This window comes from Micropruina sp., assembly GCF_047606665.1.
Classification (GTDB): domain Bacteria; phylum Actinomycetota; class Actinomycetes; order Propionibacteriales; family Propionibacteriaceae; genus Micropruina.
Genome location: NZ_JASGEF010000013.1, coordinates 1 through 18,288, shown reverse-complemented (window position 1 = coordinate 18,288; position 18,288 = coordinate 1). Strand labels below are relative to the sequence as shown.

Genomic DNA, 18,288 nt, shown 5'->3' with positions numbered 1-18,288 from the left:
TCGTCAAACAGCGACCGATTTGGGACATCATCGAGGCGACTGAGGCGGAGCAGACCCCGAATCGGTCGCTAATCCACGGCTGTCGGTCGGGCCAGAGGCCCGCTCTGGCACATTGTCGCTATGGAGCCGACGAAGAGCCGGGCAGCGGTCGTCTCACTGCGCGACGATCAGCTACTCGTCATCAAGCGCGCGAAGCAAGGGCGGCGGTATGCCGTCCTCCCCGGTGGTGGCGTCGAGTTGGACGAAACCCCTCACGATGCCGCGCTTCGAGAGTTGCAGGAGGAGACTGGTTTGTCGGGCCGTGTGCTGCGGCCGCTATGGACGCTGCAGCACGACGATCGAGTGGCCGCCTACTTCTTCGTGGTGGTTCCGTCGGCGCCCATGGTGATGGCAGGCCCAGAGGTTCAGAACATGTCACTACAGAACACCTATGAGCCCTGCTGGATTCGACTATCGGACCTCGACTCAGAGAACCTTCAACCCGCCGCGATCAGAGCGCTCATCCGCGAGCTCGCCGGTTCGTCGGCAGTTTCTCCCTAAGCTCCTGTCATGACGGCATCGGAGAGGCTTCGCGTCCGGAACCGGGTACGGGATGAACCGCAGCCCGGTTGCCCCGGCGGGCTGATGACCGGCAGGCCGTCGTGAGGGTGTGGGGATCCCGCTCCTGGCGGGTGAGCATCGATACGGCACCGCTGCTGCCGCATGCGCTGCTGTGCGTCCGCGATGCCGGCGGGCTCTCCGCCGACGACCCAAGCGTGCCGCCACCGTTGCTGACTGCTCCCCCGCCGCTGCAGACCACTACGACCGGCGAGGAATGGATGGCGTACTGGCAGCGCACGCTCGCGGCGTCCGAAACCTTCGAGACGGTCAACCGCCGTGTCGATGCGTTCCTCGACGACTTCGGCGACAAACCCTTGCGCTGGGCGTCGACGCAGATCAAGAACCAGACGCCGTTCCCGCCGACAGCCGACCTCGGAATCGACGGTGCGATCCGACGCTTGCAGCGCGACTACCGCAGCCCGCTCGACGATCTGGACGTCGCCATCCTCGGCCTCGCGGTCACCGGCGACTGGCGCCACATCTCACCGGACGGCGTCCTGGTGCTGGCCTCCTGGGACGCCTTGGCCACCGCCGAACACTGGATGACCGACGCCCTGCGTCCCGCCGCCGAACGCGCAAGTTCCGGCCGAAAATGACCGGTCGGGGTCAGCGCCGTCCCCGATGCCCGACCCCCGATCGGCGCTGCTACATCCGCTCGGGCGCCACGATGCCGAGCAGGTACAGGCCCTTGGCGAGCACCGTCCGGGTGGCCGCGCAGATCGCCAGCCGGGACGTCCGCACCTCGCCTTCGCTCTTCAGCACCGGGCACTGTTCGTAGAAGGTGCTCAGTGCGGTGGCGGTGTCGAACAGATAGGTGCACAGCTTGTGCGGCTGCAGTCCTGACGCCACCTCGTCCACGATCTCGCCGAACCGGGAGAGCAGCAGCGCCAGCGCCTGCTCGGCCGGGTCGTCCAGCACGGTGACGCCGTCGGACGCCCAGCCCTCGGCGTCCGCCTTGCGCAGGATGCCGCTCACCCGTGCGTGCGCGTATTGCAGGTACGGGCCCGTGTTGCCGGTGGTGGCGACCATTCGGTCGGCGTCGAAGACGTAGTCCTTGTGCAGCGAGGTGGACAGGTCGGCGTACTTCACCGCGGCCATCGCGATCTCGGGCGCGGCGACGTCCTCGGCCAGGTCGAGCAGAGTGTCCAGGGTCACGGTCTTGCCGTCGCGGGTCTTGAACATCTTGCCGTCCGGGCCGAGCACCGAGCCGAAGCCGACATGCTCCAGGACGCCGCCGGAGGGCACCCAGCCGGCCATCCGCGAGACGGCGAACACCTGGGAGAAGTGGTGCGCCTGGGGCGAGCCGACCACGTAGATGCAGCGGTCGGCGTCCAGGGTGCCGAACCGGTACCGGACGGCGGCCAGGTCGGTGGCGGCGTAGCCGTAGCCACCATCGGACTTGCGGACGATCAGCGGTGCGTCGTCGCCGGGCACGAAAACCACCAGCGCACCCTGGTCGACCACGGCGATGCCGGCCGCGGACAGGTCGTCGGCGACACCGGCCAACAGGTCGTTGTAGATCGACTCGCCGGCCAGATCGTCGTCGGTGAGCAGGACGCCGAGCCGCCGGTAGGCGGCGTTGAACCCGGCCTTCGACACCTCGATCAGCGACCGCCAGATGGCCCGGGTCTGCTCGTCGCCGGACTGCAACGCGACCACCCGGCGGCGGGCGGCGTCCGCGAAGGCCTCGTCGGAGCGGAAGTGCTCCTGAGCACGGCGATACAGGGCGACGGACGAGTCGAGGTCGAGCGAATCGGCGTCGATGCCCTCGACGAGGATCTGCTCGACCAGCATGCCGAACTGGGTGCCCCAATCACCGATGTGGTTCTGGGCGATCACGGTGTGGCCCTGGGCGCGCAGCACCCGTGCGAAGCAGTCGCCGATGATGGTGGACCGCAGGTTGCCGACGTGCATCGGCTTGGCCACGTTGGGCGCCGAGTAGTCGATCACCACCCGCTGCGGGTCGGCGGACTGTTCGATCACGGCGTCCGGGTCGCGCAGGATGCCGGTGACCACCCCGGCCAGCACGTCGGAGCGCAGCCGGATGTTGATGAAGCCCGGACCGGCCACCTCGAGCGGCTCACACAGGTCGGCGACGTCGGCCTCGGCCACGATGCGCTGGGCGATCTCGCGCGGCGGTTTGCCCTCGGCCTTGGCCAGCCGCAAGGCCACATTCGACTGGAAATGCCCGAACTGCGGCTTGGTCGCCGGACGGAGCTCCGGGTCGACCCCGGTGACGGCCTGGAAACGATCGGTCAGCAACGCGGGCAGGGAAAGCACGTGGTCCATCCTCCCACGACCGCCGAGTCGGCCGGCACGCACCCGTTCGTCTGGGCGGCTACTCGGGATCTGTCTGAAGTCGACCCCAGAGTAGAAACGCCAAGGCCCCGGATACGCCTCCGCAGACACGTAATTCCCGCTGTCGTCCATCAACTCTGGGGTCGATTTCGGACAGATCCGGAGTAGCCCCGCCGCGCCGGTGGCAGAACTACCCCTGTCGCCGGCACCGCACCGGTTGGCAGGATCGGTGCGTACCATCCAGGGAGGCCACATGCTCAGGTCGCAACTGTTCGCCGGTGACCCGCTGCTGGAACGCATCGCCGATGGAGGCCCGGATCGCATCTCGAGGTTCCAGAACTCGGCCGATCCGGCGGTCGGCAAGGTGCAACAGGCCTTGCTGCGGTGGGACGCCGCCGCATTGCCGCTGCACGGTGCCGACGGCATCTACGGCCAGGAGACGGCGCAGGCCGTCGTCCGATTCAAGGTCGTCGAACTGCAGGTGCCGCAGAACGAGCTGTTCGACGACGTCGGGCCGCGCACCGTCGTCCGGCTCGACGAGATCGCCAAGGCCGCCGAACCGCCGGTCACCCCGCCTGAGCCAGAGCCGCAGGCGTTCGTCCGCCAGGACGTGTTCGTCCTGCAGCCCGAGGGGGCGTCGACTCATCCGATCATCGCCGCGTATGCGGTCGCCGTCCGCGAACTCAAACGCAACGCCGGGCCGCAGCACCGGCTGTGGAGCCACCACACGCAGGTGCACGGCATGTTCCCCGACCCCAACGACGGCCTGCGCAATACGTGCCAGCACTTCTGCTGGTACTTCCTGCCCTGGCACCGGATGTACCTGCACGCATTCGAGTCGATCTGCCGCTCGATCATCGTCGAGTCCGACGAGGTGGACGACGACACCAAGGCCACCTGGGCACTGCCCTACTGGGATTACGACCGCGACGGCGCCCGCTCGCTGCCGCCCGCGTTCCGCAGCCCGACGCTGGACGACGGCGCGCCGAACCCGCTGTACGACGCGGCCCGCGACCTCGGCATCAACTCGCCGGTCCGCTTCCGGGGTGAGCCGGCGCCGCGGCTGGCCCGCCTGGAGCCGGCCCAGACCACGGCGGCCGGCTGGTTCCCGGCCACCCCCTACTCGGGTCCGTTCGATCCGGCCTTCGCCGGCACCGAGACCGGCTTCAACCACGCCGGCGCCCCGAACGCCATTCCCGGACCGCTGGAGATCACCCCGCACGGCTCGGTACACGTCTTCGTCGGCGGCCCGACCGGCAAGATGAGCGACTTCGACCAGGCTGCCGGCGACCCGATCTTCTGGCTCCACCACGCCAACCTGGACCGGCTGTGGGAGGTCTGGCGCAGCACCACCGGACTGGGCCTCGACCCGACCGGCAGCCGGTTCGTCGACCGCAGCTTCGAGTTCCTGGACGCCACCGGGCAACGCATCCAGCCGACCTGTGGCAGCGTGTTGAACCTTGCCAACCTCGGATACGGCTACGCCGACACCTCGATCCCCGCCTCGGCGGGCGCAGGAGGAGCCATGGACGACATCACCCGCGGCCGGCAGCGGCCGCGCGACCGGCGTCCCCCGCAGCGGGTGGGTGCCGCGGAGGAACCGGTGCGGCTCACCGACGGGGCGACCGAGGTGAGTTTCCCGACCGACGCGCCGACCACGCGGGCCGCGCAGCGCTTCCTGGTGTCGGTGGAGCACATCCGCGCCGACCGGCTGCCCAGCGCCGAGTGGGGCGTGTTCCTGCAGCCCACCTCGGGCGCGCCGGAACTGGTCGGCACCCTGCCGCTGTTCGGCCTGCGCGAATCGCAGCAACCGGACGCCGACCACGAGCTCAGCTACATCTTCGACGTCACCGCGCTGGTGCAACGTCTGGACGCCGAGGACCGCTGGGACGCCGAGCAGTTCCGGGCCACCCTGGCTCCGGTGAATCCGATCGCCGAGGAGGCGCCGCCCGAGCCTGAAGTGGTGATCGGCACGATCGCGCTGCTGATCCAATGACCATTCCTTTGCGGGCTGCGCCTGTCGAGGCGCACCCGCGGACCGGACCATCGCTGGTCGAGCCTGTCGAGACCCCCACCCGAACCGGACCACCGCTGGTCGAGCCTGTCGAGACCACTCCACGTCTGGCGCCAGCGGCCCGGGATTGGCTGGACCGTCATCCCGAATGGCTGATGCTTGCCCTCGCCCTGGCCGGCTGGGTCTGGCTGGCGGTCGGGTTGGGCTGGTTCAGCGTGGGATCAGCGCCGGCGGGACACCATCACGGGCTGGCGGAGGCGTCCGGCGTCCATCACCCGATCGACGACGGGCTGCTGATCTGGCTGGCGATGATCGTCGCGATGATGCTGCCGACCGCCGTCCCGCACCTGCGGTACCTGGGTTTCAACACCGCCAGGTCGCGCCGGCAACGCTCGATCGCGCTGTTCGGGCTCGGCTATCTCGCGGTGTGGCTGGTGCCCGGACTTGCCCTGTCGCTGGTCGGGACGCCGACGCCGGCCGTGCTGGCGGTGGTCGTCCTGGCCGCGGGCGGGTGGGAGCTGACCTCGATCAAGCGGCGGGCGTTGCGACGATGCTGCCGGACCTGGCCGGTCGGCTACACCGGGTCGTCCGCGGACGCCGCGGCCGTCGAATACGGGTTGCGCCACGGCATGACCTGTCTGCTGGTGACCGGTCCGACGATGGCGGCGTCGATGCTGGCGGGACATCCGTGGTGGGCCACGGTGGTCGCGGCGATCGTGATGGCGGCACAGAAGCTGCTCACCCAGCCCGAGCGTTGGCGTGCGGCGGTGGCGATCGGCTGGCTGGCGTCCGGCGTCGCGCTGCTGGGCACGACCCTGCTGGCACGAGGTTAGGCTCGGTGGAGATCCCAGCACCCGATCGAGGAGCATCGTGAGCGTTCCCAGCATCACCCTCAATGACGGCAACCGCATTCCCCAGTTCGGCCTCGGCGTGTTTCTGATGCCGCCGGAGCAGACCAAGGAGCATGTGGCGTTCGCCCTTGCCAACGGCTACCGGCACATCGACACCGCGGCCGTCTACGGCAACGAGCGCGAGGTCGGCCAGGCGATCGCCGAGTCGGGTGTCCCACGGGATGAGATCTTCGTCACCACCAAGCTGTGGAACAACCGGCAGACCGACGCCCCGGCCGCTCTGGCCGAGTCGCTGGAGAAGCTCGGCCTCGACCAGGTCGACCTGTACCTGATCCACTGGCCGACCCCGGAGTTCGACACCTATCTGCAGGCCTGGCACAGCCTGGAACAGTTGCAGGCGGACGGCCTGACCCGCTCGATCGGCGTCTCGAACTTCCACCAGCAGCACCTGCAGCGGCTGATCGACTCCAGCGACGTGGTGCCGGCGGTGAACCAGATCGAGGTGCACCCGAGCCTGCCGCAGTTCGACCTGGTCGACGTCAACAACCGGCTGGGCATCGCCACCGAGGCCTGGAGCCCGCTCGGCCGCCGCTCCGATCTGGACAACGAGGTGATCGTCGAGATCGCCCGGCGCATCGGACGGACGCCGGCCCAGGTCATCCTGCGCTGGCACATCCAGCGCGACATCATCGTGTTCCCGAAGGCGTCCAGCCCGGAGCGCCTGCGCGAGAACGCCGACATCTTCGACTTCGAACTGTCCGCCGACGACAAGACCGCGATCGACGGGGTCGACTCCGGCAACCGGGTCGGCTCCAACCCGGAGACCATGAATCGCCGCTGAACTCACCGGCGGTGGACCGAGGGGACGCTTCTCGACCACCGGGGACGGTTCTCGACGGTTGATTTTCGAACGTTCGGGGGACGGTTCTGGTGGCGGTCCACAGGTGCTCGACTTCCGCACGGCGGAGAGCCGGGTCGTGGACGACTCCTCCCAGTGGTCCGTCCGACCCGGCTCGATCCTGCCCTCACCACCACCGGCAGATCCCCCCAGATCCTTGTTCGTTTCCGTGGTCCCCCCGAACCCGTACTCCGAACCCTGCCGGTTGTGGCGGCTTGTGCCACGCACAAAAGAACTCTGCCCCACCGACCTCAACCGCTGCTCCGGGCAACCTCAACACCGGCACAAGATCCACTCAGCAACACCCAGGGACGGTCCCTGAACCGAAACGGCACCGTCCCCTGAACCGAAACGGAACCGTCCCCGCCGGTCCAGAACCGTCCCCAGCCGTCGACTTTCGACCACCGAGAACCGTCCCCGATGATCGAGTTTCAACCAACCAGAACCGTCCCCGATGGTTCACTCGATGGTTCAGCCGCGGAGTGCCTCGTCCAGGCTGGTTTCCCGTGGGCCGAGGACGGGCTCGCGCTGGCTCACCAGGTCCCACACCATCTTGAGGTTGGCGCCGAATTCGCGCAGCGTCCCGTACGACCACATCTCCTGGTTGTTCCGGACGGTGTCGTCGCCGACGCCCCAGGCGTCCAGACCGATCACGTGGCAGATCGCCAGGGCCCGCGGCAGGTGGTAGGTCTGGCTCACCACGATGGCGGCGCCGACCCCAAAGACCCGTTTGGCCCGCACGCACGAGTCGTAGGTGTCGAAGCCGGCGTGGTCGCCGACGATCCGGTCCGCCGGCACCCCGTGCGCGATCAGGTAGTCCCGCATGCCGCCGGTCTCGTCGTAGTGCCGGGTGGCGTTGTCGCCGGAGACCAGAATCGTCCGCACCGTGCCCGCTTCGAACAGCTGGCGGGCGACGTCCAGCCGAGCCCGCAGGTAGCGCGAGGGGCGTCCGTCGGCGTACACCTCGGCGCCCAGCACCAGCGCGACCGGCTGGGCAGGGACGTCGTCGACGGTCCGGATCCGGCCCTCGCTGACCTTGCGGACGTACCACGCCGGCGCGGCGACCACCATCGCACCAAGCAGGACGCCGCACGCCGACACCGATCCGACCCGCCACCTGCCGCGCCCTGCCATACCGCGATGCTACGCAGACCGGGCCGGACGCCGAGTCATTGGGCAACCGACGAGAACGCAGCCGAGCCGGCCTCCGGACAGTGGGGCATAGAATCGCCGGCGATGACGACTCCCACGGCCCGCGTGGCATACACCGCCGTCCACGACCAGCAGCTGGACGTGGCGCGACTGTCCGCCCTGGTCTCCGATGAGCGGGCCGGCGCCCTGGTCACCTTCACCGGAACCGTCCGCGACCACGATCACGGACGTGCCGTCACCGGCATCGAATACGTCGGCCATCCGAGCGCGGGCACGGTCATCGCCGAGGTCGCCGCGGAGTTCACCGGACGCGACGGCGTCCACGCGATCGCCGTCGAACACCGGGTCGGCACGCTGACGATCGGCGACCTTGCCCTGGTGGCGGCGGTGTCGGCATCCCATCGCTCCCAGGCGTTCGGCACCTGCTCGGACCTGGTCGACCGGATCAAGGAACGCCTGCCGATCTGGAAACGGCAGCTGTTCACCGACGGCACCGCCGAGTGGTCGAACTGCCCCTGAAACCCGATGATTCTGCCCACGGTTCGCGATCCACGCTTCATCACCGTCCGCCGCGGCGGCACCCTGACCGACCCCGATCATCGGCTGCTGGCCTTGTGGGCGGCCGATTGCGCCGAGCACGTACTGCCGTTGTTCAAGGCCGTCCGGGCGGCCGCGCCGGCGGGTCGCGCCGACGAGTTCGGCCGCGCGGAGTTCTGCTGGCAGCGCGAGCAACTCCCGGAGCAGATCCGCGACCTGGTGCTCGATGACCAGCGCCTGCGCAACGCCATCTGCTGGTCGGTCTTCGACTGCTGAGCCGGCCAGCTCCCCACCGAGATCCCGTGGCAAGCACGGGATGACACCCCACCGTTGGTTGAGCTTGTCGAAACCCCTGCGCACGCGGACTCCTGAAGGTCTCGACAAGCTCGACCACCGGTGCCCCAGACAACGATCCGGATCGGGCCGGAACAGACCAGCCCGATCCGGATCCTTATTCACGGCCCGGCATCGTCGACCGTCTACGCTGACCCGATGCAGCGCCGATTCGCGATCATTCTGGGCGGAGGACGCTCGGCCCGGATGGGTCGCGACAAACGCGCCCTCACCTTGGACGGACGCTCGCTGCTCGCGCTCGCCGTGGACGCCTGCGCGACTCGCGACGGGATCGTCGCAGTGACCCCCGATCTGCCGGACGACGTCGCTGCCGACCAGGTGATCCGGACCCTGGAGGATCCGCCGTTCGGTGGTCCGGTCGCCGGCATCGCCGCCGGTGTGGCCGCATTGCCGCCGGCACAGACCGACGACGAAGTACTGCTGCTGGCCTGCGACCTGCCGCATGTGGGCGAGATCCTCGCGGTATTGGACGCCGCGCCGGTGGTCGGGTGCGGGCTCGACCACCGGCGCGCCCTGGACTGCGTCTGTCTGGTGGATGCCGAGGGCTACCCGCAGTATCTGGCCGCCCGCTACCGCCGGGCGGCGCTGGAGAATCGGCTTGCCGCGTTCGACACCACCCGGTCCTTGTCGGTGCGCCGGCTGATGTCCGGGCTTGCCGTCCACCGCATCGCCGCCCCCGACATCGCCGCCGATGTCGACACTCCCGAGCAGGCCGAGGCCGCCGGCCTGCGCTGACCCGCCGCGGCACCATCGCCGGTGCCTACGCAATTCTTCCCCGTGGCTGTAGCCCGGAAAGCGGTCAAGACTGGCAGGTGCGCCGCACCCGATGAGGAGGCCCGCCGTGTCCGGATCCACCGAACTGCCAGGCAAGAAGTTGAAGCGCACCACCAAGGCCCCACGGGTAGCCGCGGCTGCCGCGAAGCGGGTGAAGGACGCCGGAAAGGTTCCAAGCCTCGACCGAGCCAAGCCCGTCGGACCCAAGCGAGTCGACCCCACGCCGGCCGAGCCGGTAGCACAGCGCCTACCGATCGGCGGCGACAACCCGCTGAAGCCTCAGATCGGACGGATCCCGATCGGCCGCGTCCCCCCGATCATCGCCCAGCAGAGCCTCGATCCCCGCGTCCCGATCGACCAACTCGACCCGATCTGGCGAGTCCCCATTCACCTGCCCGACCTGGGCGACCTCGCCGTCCCGCCGGCGCAGCAGATCGAGGTCGAGCACAGCTTCGAGGTGATCCGGTCAGCCGACCTGGTCTCGCTGATCGTCAGCACCAGCGGCTTCGATCTGGACGCCGGCACGCTCACCGCGCGCGACCCCAGCCCGGCCCTGCTGATCTTCACGCTGCCCTTCCAGCACCTCGGCGAGCAGGCCACCTACGAGGGCGAGACGGTCCCCGTCCCGAACGAGTCCAAGCCGACCGAGAAGCCCACCAACGTCACCGACCCTTCGGACGGCGTCCCGCCGACACCGGTGGGCGGCATCCCGGCCCGGGCCAGCCGGCTCGTGGTGACTGTGCCGGCCGGCCACACCGTCGAGGTCAGCACCACCGGCTTCCTGGACGCCCTGGCCCGCTACCCGATGGCGGTGCATCCGCTGGCCAACGCCGGTCCGGCCCGGACGGCCACCTTCACGACGTTCGATCCCGGCAAGCTCGCCGTCCTGGTGAATGCCGGCCTGCTCGACCGGGCCGTACTGGCCGGCGCGGCACCTCCACCGATCGCCGAGGTGCACCCCGCCGACACCACAACGGGCGTCGCCCAACTCGCCCGCACCCTCGCCGACGTCCGCAAGACCCTGGGCGGACCGGCCGCCACAGTCTCGATCAGCCAGCTGGTCGTCGACCCGCGGATCGTCGCCGGCCCGATCCTGATCCCGCGCAACCCGCAGAAGCTGAGCCGCCCGGCCGGCCTGGCCGAGACCGCGATCGAGGCGCCGTTCCGGCTGGTCATCTCACCGTCGTCCGAGAGCGGCTGGACGCACGCCGACCAGCCGGTTCCGGACGCCTCCGGCACCGCGGTCGAGCTGTGGCATACCCGGCTCGGCCATCGCCAGGACGACGGGGTCGTCGAGGGTGCCGAGTGGATCCGGGCCGTCTGGGCTCGCGACCGGGAGCGCTTCCCGAACTGGGCGAGCACCGAGTTCGGCCACGACAACGTCCCGATGCGGATGTCGCTGGATTCCAAGGACCGGCACATGATCGTCCGGCAGTCCAGCGAGACCTGGGCCCGCAACCGGGTGAAGATCACCGACCCGGCACCGATCGACGGCACCCGACTGTATCTGTCCAGCCTGGGCGCCTGGCTCGACCTGCACGCCCAATGGCTGACCCTGCCCTGGTCGCAGCAGGGGTTGGCGTCCGTCCTGTCCTGGGACCATGAGGCGCCTATGGGGCGCGACCAGTACGTCCGGGTCGCGTACCCCGGCTACCTGTTCCCGTTCGGCCACCGGGCCACCCTGGTCAAGGTCACCGAACGTAGGATCAAGGACAAGGCCAACCCCCGCGCCGCCCTCTATCAGCGCAAATTCCTGATCGTCGGCGAGCCGGTGAAGACCTACGCCGCCCGCAACCTGCCGTTCACCCGGGTGGAGATCGTGCCCACCATCACCCCGACGCTGTCGCCCGATCCGGGTGCGGCGCAGGACACCTTCTTCGTGCCCAATGTGGGCGGCGCCCCGTTCCAGTTCGTGCTGCACTGCCTGGATGCCGACGGCCGCGAGGTGAAGCTCCCCACCCCACTGGTCTGGGTCGCCGAGCACTTCAAGCCCCCGTTCCCGGCCAACAACGACCCGGTCAAGGCATTCACCGACCTGGGCGAGACGAACGGGCTGGGCCAGAGCATCGCCTTCGCGCCGTCCGAACCGGGCGGCGTCGACAACGCAGTCCCGACCGTCGGGCTGAGCTTCACCGGCACCCCGCAACTCGGCACCTCGGTACCGAGCCTGGTCACCGCGCGAGCCACCATTCCCGCCGTCGAGCGGATGAAGCCGACCGGCCCGCAGCAGATCAAGTACGCCCAGGCCTGGCTCGACAACGGCTTCGGGGCCGGGAACACCGGCCAGGTCTGGGCCGAGCTGACCTCGCCGACCACCCTCGGCTTCGGCTCCGGCGGCACCTCCACCGGTGGGGCGGGCGGCTTCATCGCGCCCTCCCTGCCGATCGAGGGGTTGTCCCGCAGCCAGGGCCCGGTCGGCGACCCGACGGGCGTCGCCGCCGGCGACTTCGATCCAGTCGCCTTCCTCGGCGACGCGCTGCCGAAGCTGTTCGGCTTCGTCTCGCTGATCGACATCCTGGACGCCGTCGGCGTCGACCTGCACGACGCCCCCGCCCTGGTCAGCGAGTCGCTGGCCAAGGTCGAGGCGTTGATGGCCGACCTGAAGGAGCTCAAGCAGGCGATCGCGGACGCCGCCGACCAGGCCCAGCAGGCGCTCACCCTGGCGCAGCAGACCGCGAGCGACCTGGTCGAGCAGGGCCGGGACGCGCTGGCCGACGAGGTGCTGGCCAAGGCCAATGACACCGTCAACGCCGCGCAAGGCCTGGTCGACCAGGTGATCGCGGCCGCCGACGGCGTCCTGCAGGCAATCATCGACGCTCCCGGCGACCTGGCGTCCGCCCCCGGCAAACTCGCCACCGCGTTGAGCAATCTGGCCGCCGCGCTGACCAGTGTGGAAGCCGCCGCCGCGAAGCTCACCCCGTTGGCCAAGAACCGGCTCACCGCGCTCACCACGGCGCTGCGCACCGCGGCGTCCGATGTCGCGATGGTGCAGTCGGTGATCGACTTCGTCCAGGGCATCGCCACCGCGGTCACCGACGCCCGGTTCTCGTTCAAATGGCAGCCGAAGCTGAAGTCGCTGATGGTGGCCGGCAAGCCGCTGCTGGAACTGCCCGAACGCGGCCTGACGCTGGCCGTCGAGGGCCAGGCCGGCGAACATCCGAAGGCGGACGTGCTGGCCGAGTTGCGCGGCTTCGCGCTGACCCTGCCCCCCGGCGAGCCGATGATGCGGCTGCCGTTCGACCACCTGATGTTCAAGGCCGGCAGCTCCGGCAAGGTCGAGGTGGACGCCGCCGTCGGCAACCTCGAGTTCATCGGCATTCTGAGCTTCATCGAGCGGATCAAGCAGTTGATCCCGCTGGACGGCTTCTCCGACCCGCCGTATGTGGACGTCTCGCCCGAGGGCGTGGTGGCCGGCTTCACCCTGGAGCTGCCGAATCTGGCGATCGGCGTGTTCAGCCTGTCGAATATGTCGCTGGCCGCCGACGTCCGGGTGCCGTTCCTGGGCGACATCGTCTCGGTCGGCTTCGGCTTCTGCACACGGGAGCGTCCGTTCAACCTGGCGGTGCTCTGCCTGGGCGGCGGCGGCTGGTTCGGCATCCGGCTCTCGCCCCGCGGCCTGGAGGTGCTCGAGCTGGGCCTGGAGGCCGGCGCCTACCTGTCGGTCAACCTGGGCGTGGCGTCCGGTTCGGTGTCGATGGCGCTCGGCATCTATCTGCGAATGGAGGCCGACAAGGGCTCGCTGACCGCCTATTTCCGGCTGCGCGGCGAGGTCGACGTGCTCGGCCTGATCAGTGCCTCCATCGAGCTGTACCTGTCGCTCACCTACGACTTCCCGAGCGGAAAGATGATCGGGAAGGCGGTGATCACCGTCAAGGTGAAGGTGCTCTGCTTCTCGGCCTCGGTCGAGATCTCCTGCGAACGAAAATTCGCCGGCAGCAACGGCGACCCGACATTTGCCGAAGTCATGGGCGTGCAGCCCGACTTCACCTCGCCGCTGTGGTCCGAATACTGCCTCGCCTTCGCACAGGAGTGAAACATGCGCGAACAATTCACCGTCGTCGCACTGCCCTATTCGTGCGATCCGGACGCCGATTTCCATGTCTCGCTGTTCATCTCCCCCGACATCGAGGTGGACGACCCGCGCGACACCCTCGCGGTCACCGAGCTCTTCCTGCACTGGCCGAAAGCGCTGGCCAGCGCCCGGTTCGTGGTCGAGGACCAGAACGGCGAACTGGAATGCACGCCGCTGCTGGAGAAGATCGAGGACGGCCTGTGGGAAGAGGTCTTCCCCGAGCAGACGCCCATCACCAGCTACCAGCCGCCGGACTGGACCAAGCGCCCGTGGCGCACCTTCCACCCCGGCCTGACCACCGGCATCGCCAAGGCGGTCAATCTGTTCTCGACGATGGCCAACGGCGTCGAGCCACCCACCGTGCACGAGGTGCCCTGGTACGGCACCGAGATATTCCGGGCATTGCAGGGCGGCGACGGACGGCAGCAGAACAATCCGTTGGAGATCGTCGGACGATTCGAGACCCAGCAGACCGAACGGCTGGACGCCGCCGCCCGCGAGGGCGTCCCGCTGGCCGAGTTCGGCAGTCCGCGCGAGTATTTCGACGTCCGGCCGCCGGTCGACAACACCGTCGGCGGTGCCGGCATGGCGATGGCGCAGTTGGCATTGCACCAGGCCCGCCGGTTCTATTCCCATCCCGAGGAGGAGACCGATTACCAGCGGCGTCCGGACCCCGACAATCCCGGCCCGCCGCCACCGGAGAAGCAGATCCCCGACTTCCACGCCCGTGTGTCGCTGATCAACGACCACGGGCCGCTGCAGCGCAAGCTCGGCCTGGTGATCGACCTGAAGGCGGACGCCGCGCGGCTGGCGAAGAGCGAGTGGCTGCTGGGCCGCGTCCTGATCGCCGGGCGCGACGAGGTGACCAAGGTGGTCCGGGTGGCCTGCCGGGCGGTCGGCACCGCCCTGACCACACGTGCCGAGGACGAGACGACCTGGATCAACGGACGCCTCCCGGTCGGCAACGCGGACGCCTTCGACCTGCTCGACGTGGACGCCGACGGTGCCGCGTTGAAGACCGAGCTGTACCTGTCGTCCTATCTGCGCACCGCCGCGGCCGCGCTGCAAGGGGCACCGGAGAACGCCGCCCCACCTGCGCTGCGCTCGATCGGCCTGACCCTTGCCCGCCGCGACAACGCCGCCACCACGGCGTCCGCGATGGAGCGGCAGCGGACGATGCTGGACTCTGTCCGCGACCAGCCACCGCTGTCTGCGGCGAATGCTCCGCTGCTGACCACCGAGGACGTCACCCAAGGCGTCCGGATCGAGGTGCACGACGACGCGACCCGGATCTGGCGATCGCTGCACCAGGTGCGGGTCCGGGCCGAGGTGGTCGGTGGCCGCACCCTGGAGTTCGACGATGTCGCCTTCCTGCAAGAGACCGCCGCCACCCATTCCGGGGCCGACCAGGCGCCGGTGCACGTCCACGAGGCGGTCTTCGGCTGGGACGGCTGGAGCCTGTCCGCGGCCCGTCCGGCGCTGCCGGTGGTCAACGAGGGCGGCGAGGAGAAGGTGGTCACCGATCCGCATCCGCCGGACGATCCGTCCACCCCGGTGATCATCGAGCGGCGCGCGGCCCCCGGTTCCCTGCCCCGGCTGCGGTTCGGACGCCGCTACAGCTTCCGGGCCTGGGCCGTCGACCTGGCCGGCAACTCCCGGCCGCACCGGGTCGGCACCGCTCCGGCAGCCGAGCCCGCACCGGCGGAGGGGGAAGCCCGGCTGACCGCCAACCTGAGCGGACTGCGCGGCTTCACCACCGAATCGGTGCAGTTGCTGCGAGGCGGCGTCACGGCGAGCACGCCGGACGCCGGGCCGGCCCTCGAGACGGGACGCAGCGAGGGAAGCCTGCAGTTCGCCCAGGTGCTGCCCCAGATCGTCGGACGCCTGCAGGCGGTCCGTGGCGACCAGGCCGCCCGGCCGGTCGCCTCGGCGCTCGCCGAAGTGCGCGGCACGTTGGCGTCCGGGCTGACCGCCGACGACGTGACGCCGGCCGCGACCGCGGTGCTCAACCCCGCGGTGATCGCGTCCGGGGTCGACCTGAACCCCGATCTGGCCGGCATCTTCACCGCCGAACGCCAAGCCGTCACCCCAGAGGTCGCCTACGTCCGGTGGCAGCCGGTGCCGCCCCCGGCGATCGTGCCCCGCCGGCAGTACAGCGAGGGCGAGTCGAACGAGGTGCTGGTGATCCGTTCCGGGGTCGAACAGGATCCGGTGACGCTCGCCGTCGGCCACACCGATCCGACCGGCTATGCCGCCGTCCATCCCGGCCGGTTCGACAGCTGCGAGCGGCACTTGGTGCCGCCCAAGACCAGCCAATTCGAGGCCGAGTTGCACCATGCGTTCGATGCGGCGATCGGCGCGTCCGATCCGGCCACGGTGAATCGGTTGCTGCATGCCGCGATCCGCGAATCGGGGACGCTGTTCGACCTCGACCTGCCGCGGCTGGACGACCCGTCGATCCGCGATCCGCAGGACGGCGTGGAGTTGGTGCATGGGCCCGGCGCGTCCCCCGGCGAGTTGCGGACGCTGCCGCTGCCACCCGGCGAGGCGCCCGGTCCGGGGCAGTATGTGGTGCACGGCACCGATCTGGTGCACACCCCGTACCTGCCCGACGTGCTGGCCCGCGGGCTCGGCTTCGTCTTTCCGGACGCCGGCAAGGACTGGACGATGGTGCCGCCGTTCGGCGTGGAGGGCTTCACCGCCCGCTACCCCGATCCGGAGAAGTGGCCGGCGATCGACGGCTACCGGCTGGTGCTGAACGGCGCCGCCGAACTCGGCGGTGCGGTGACGCCGCATCTGATCGCCCTGTCGCTGCCGCTCGGCACGATGCTGCGCACCCGGGTCTCGTCCACCCTGGACCCGGACGACCTGGAGCTGATGGGGGTGTGGCAGCAGCTGCCGCCGGCGCTGAAGGTGCCGATCGTGGCGCAGGCCGCGGTCAACGGCTGGCTGTGGGCGCTCACCCCGTCCGAATCGCTGACCCTGGTGCATGCGGTGCCGCGTCCGGTGCGGGCGCCCGAATCGGTGGCGTTCACCGTCTTCCGGGCGCCGAACGCCACCAATGCGATGCTGCTCGGCGGCGTCGAGTTGCATGGCCCGAGCACCGATTCGCTGATCGTGGAGGCCCGCTGGGACGAGGTGCTCGACGACCTGTCCGACCAGCGGTGGAAGACCCTGCCGAATCAGCGGCAGGTCGCCGCGACGACCGCGATCGAGTCGTGGGAGGACATCGCGGTGCTGATGGGCGCCCACCCCGACCAGACCTACGACGACGCCTCCATCGGGCATCTCCGCGCCCACCAGGCGGTGCACGAGTTCGGCGACACTTTGCACCGGCTGGTGCACTACCGGTTCCGGGCGACCACACGGTTCCGGGAGTATTTCTCCCCCGACGAGCTGGCGCCGCTGCCGGCGTCCGACGACCCGGCCCTGCCGATCGACGACGGACGCTCGACGGTCAGCGCCGAGGTGGACGTGCACGTGCCGAACACCTCGCTGCCGGCGCCGCCGCTGGTGCATTCGGTGATCCCGCTGTTCCGCTGGGAGGAGGGCACCGAGCCGGCGCAGCCGATGGCGCGGCGCCGGACCCGACGCAGCGGCGTCCGGGTGTATCTGGAGCGGCCGTGGTTCACCACCGGCGCCGACGAGCAGATCGGCGTGGTGTTAGCGATCGGCGACCGGCCGGAGACCACCCGGGTCAGCCAGTGGGGCGGCGACCCGTTCTGGATCGGCAGCGTCGTGGACGACCGTGAGGCCTTGCAGCTCACCCAGTTCCTGGCCGCGGTGGGGTGGGACGACTACGACTCGGTGGCGGGGCCGTCCGGGAAGCCGGAGCAGTACCCCAGCGCCGAGGACCCGAACACGAAAGTGTGGGTGGTGCCGTACCGGCCGCAGTACAACGAGGGCCGCCGCAAGTGGTTCGTCGACATCGGCTTCCCGGCCCGGTTCTGGCCGTTCGTGCAGCTGGCGCTGGTCCGCTATCAGCCGTACAGCGTCACCGGTCGGCACATCTCCAAGCCGGTGCTGTGCGACTACGTCCAGATTCCGCCGGAGCGGACGGCGTCGGTGAGCCGGACGTCGGCGGGTCGCGTCCGAGTGCTGGTGAGTGGCCCAGTAGGCATTCACGACACCGGGTTCGGCACCTCGCCGGCCGGGATCTCGATCGTCGGCCCGGCCCGTGGCACGGATCCGCTGCTGGTCACCGGCAACCGGGTGCTGCGCGCCAAGCTGCAGCATCGGGACGCCGGCCAGACCTCCGATCTGGCCTGGGTCACCATCGATCAGACCGACCTGGCCGTCCGCGGCTACGCGGGTTCTCTGGCCAACCTGGTCTGGACCGGCGAACTGGACGTCCCCGAGGGCCTGCCGTTCACCCGTCCGACCACCGCCGGCGACCACCGCGTCCGGATCGAGGAATGGGAGACCTTCGTCGGCGACCCCGAGAACCTGGGCGATCCGAACAGCCCGCCCACACGGGAGAACCGGCTGATCTACGCCGATGAGTTCGAACTGGGCACCCCCTGACCGGACCAAGGGACCAAGGGGACGGTTCTTCCACGTTCGAAAATCGCACGTCGGGGGACGGTTCTTCCACGTTCGAAAATCGCACGCCGAAGAACCGTCCCCGGACGTTCGAGATCGGCGCGACGTGGTCACTGGGGACGGTTCTCTTGGTCACCAGTCGGTCGGATTTCTTCGCTGAAGGAATTCTGCAGCGGACCTTGGGCTGTTCTTGAGG

At 69.6% G+C, this 18,288-nt stretch carries 12 protein-coding genes; 10 read left to right on the top strand and 2 right to left on the bottom strand.

Annotated elements, in window-relative coordinates; all coding sequences use genetic code 11:
• Positions 1-120 precede the first annotated feature (120 nt).
• Positions 121-540: an NUDIX domain-containing protein gene (locus QM619_RS03560; protein ID WP_415104383.1), complete on the top strand. Its 420-nt coding sequence runs from the start codon at positions 121-123 to the stop codon at positions 538-540.
• A 131-nt stretch (positions 541-671) separates the two neighbouring features.
• Entirely contained in the window at positions 672-1,196 is a 525-nt protein-coding gene (locus QM619_RS03555; RefSeq protein WP_415104381.1) for a hypothetical protein, read from the top strand.
• A 49-nt stretch (positions 1,197-1,245) separates the two neighbouring features.
• On the opposite strand, the gene argS is transcribed toward QM619_RS03555, so the two are convergent.
• The gene (argS, locus tag QM619_RS03550) at positions 1,246-2,889 is read right to left on the bottom strand and encodes an arginine--tRNA ligase (protein WP_415104379.1); all 1,644 of its coding nucleotides are present in this window, start codon (positions 2,887-2,889) and stop codon (positions 1,246-1,248) included.
• 262 nt (positions 2,890-3,151) lie between these two features.
• Here argS and QM619_RS03545 point away from each other — a divergent pair, with 262 nt between their 5' ends.
• The 3 genes from QM619_RS03545 to QM619_RS03535 all read left to right on the top strand — a co-directional run bounded on the left by QM619_RS03545 (position 3,152) and on the right by QM619_RS03535 (position 6,604).
• Positions 3,152-4,894, top strand: coding sequence for a tyrosinase family protein (locus QM619_RS03545; protein ID WP_415104377.1), 1,743 nt, complete (start codon positions 3,152-3,154; stop codon positions 4,892-4,894).
• Positions 4,895-5,067: 173 nt separating this feature from the next.
• The gene (locus QM619_RS03540) at positions 5,068-5,745 is read left to right on the top strand and encodes a DUF2182 domain-containing protein (protein ID WP_415104375.1); all 678 of its coding nucleotides are present in this window, start codon (positions 5,068-5,070) and stop codon (positions 5,743-5,745) included.
• 37 nt (positions 5,746-5,782) lie between these two features.
• Positions 5,783-6,604, top strand: coding sequence for an aldo/keto reductase (locus tag QM619_RS03535; protein WP_415104373.1), 822 nt, complete (start codon positions 5,783-5,785; stop codon positions 6,602-6,604).
• A gap of 528 nt (positions 6,605-7,132) precedes the next feature.
• Here QM619_RS03535 and QM619_RS03530 read toward each other — a convergent pair.
• Complete coding sequence (locus tag QM619_RS03530; protein ID WP_415104371.1) at positions 7,133-7,795, bottom strand: SanA/YdcF family protein; 663 nt, start codon at positions 7,793-7,795, stop codon at positions 7,133-7,135.
• 102 nt (positions 7,796-7,897) lie between these two features.
• Here QM619_RS03530 and QM619_RS03525 point away from each other — a divergent pair, with 102 nt between their 5' ends.
• From QM619_RS03525 to QM619_RS03505, 5 genes are all read left to right on the top strand, one after another.
• On the top strand, positions 7,898-8,332 hold the full coding sequence (locus QM619_RS03525) for a molybdenum cofactor biosynthesis protein MoaE (protein WP_415104369.1): 435 nt from the start codon (positions 7,898-7,900) through the stop codon (positions 8,330-8,332).
• A 6-nt stretch (positions 8,333-8,338) separates the two neighbouring features.
• Positions 8,339-8,626, top strand: a complete 288-nt coding sequence (locus QM619_RS03520) for a putative immunity protein (protein ID WP_415104367.1) — start codon at positions 8,339-8,341, stop codon at positions 8,624-8,626.
• A 216-nt stretch (positions 8,627-8,842) separates the two neighbouring features.
• Positions 8,843-9,439, top strand: coding sequence for a molybdenum cofactor guanylyltransferase (locus tag QM619_RS03515; protein WP_415104365.1), 597 nt, complete (start codon positions 8,843-8,845; stop codon positions 9,437-9,439).
• 106 nt (positions 9,440-9,545) lie between these two features.
• Positions 9,546-13,511, top strand: a complete 3,966-nt coding sequence (locus QM619_RS03510; protein WP_415104363.1) for a hypothetical protein — start codon at positions 9,546-9,548, stop codon at positions 13,509-13,511.
• A 3-nt stretch (positions 13,512-13,514) separates the two neighbouring features.
• Positions 13,515-18,074, top strand: a complete 4,560-nt coding sequence (locus QM619_RS03505) for a hypothetical protein (protein WP_415104361.1) — start codon at positions 13,515-13,517, stop codon at positions 18,072-18,074.
• Positions 18,075-18,288: the final 214 nt, after the last annotated feature.

Coding starts and splice junctions, on each gene's coding strand:
- QM619_RS03525 (WP_415104369.1), top strand. CDS start 7,898: ATGACGACTCCCACGGCCCGCGTGGCATACACCGCCGTCCACGACCAG.
- QM619_RS03520 (WP_415104367.1), top strand. CDS start 8,339: ATGATTCTGCCCACGGTTCGCGATCCACGCTTCATCACCGTCCGCCGC.
- QM619_RS03515 (WP_415104365.1), top strand. CDS start 8,843: ATGCAGCGCCGATTCGCGATCATTCTGGGCGGAGGACGCTCGGCCCGG.
- QM619_RS03540 (WP_415104375.1), top strand. CDS start 5,068: ATGCTTGCCCTCGCCCTGGCCGGCTGGGTCTGGCTGGCGGTCGGGTTG.
- QM619_RS03530 (WP_415104371.1), bottom strand. CDS start 7,795: ATGGCAGGGCGCGGCAGGTGGCGGGTCGGATCGGTGTCGGCGTGCGGC.
- argS (WP_415104379.1), bottom strand. CDS start 2,889: ATGGACCACGTGCTTTCCCTGCCCGCGTTGCTGACCGATCGTTTCCAG.
- QM619_RS03560 (WP_415104383.1), top strand. CDS start 121: ATGGAGCCGACGAAGAGCCGGGCAGCGGTCGTCTCACTGCGCGACGAT.
- QM619_RS03505 (WP_415104361.1), top strand. CDS start 13,515: ATGCGCGAACAATTCACCGTCGTCGCACTGCCCTATTCGTGCGATCCG.
- QM619_RS03545 (WP_415104377.1), top strand. CDS start 3,152: ATGCTCAGGTCGCAACTGTTCGCCGGTGACCCGCTGCTGGAACGCATC.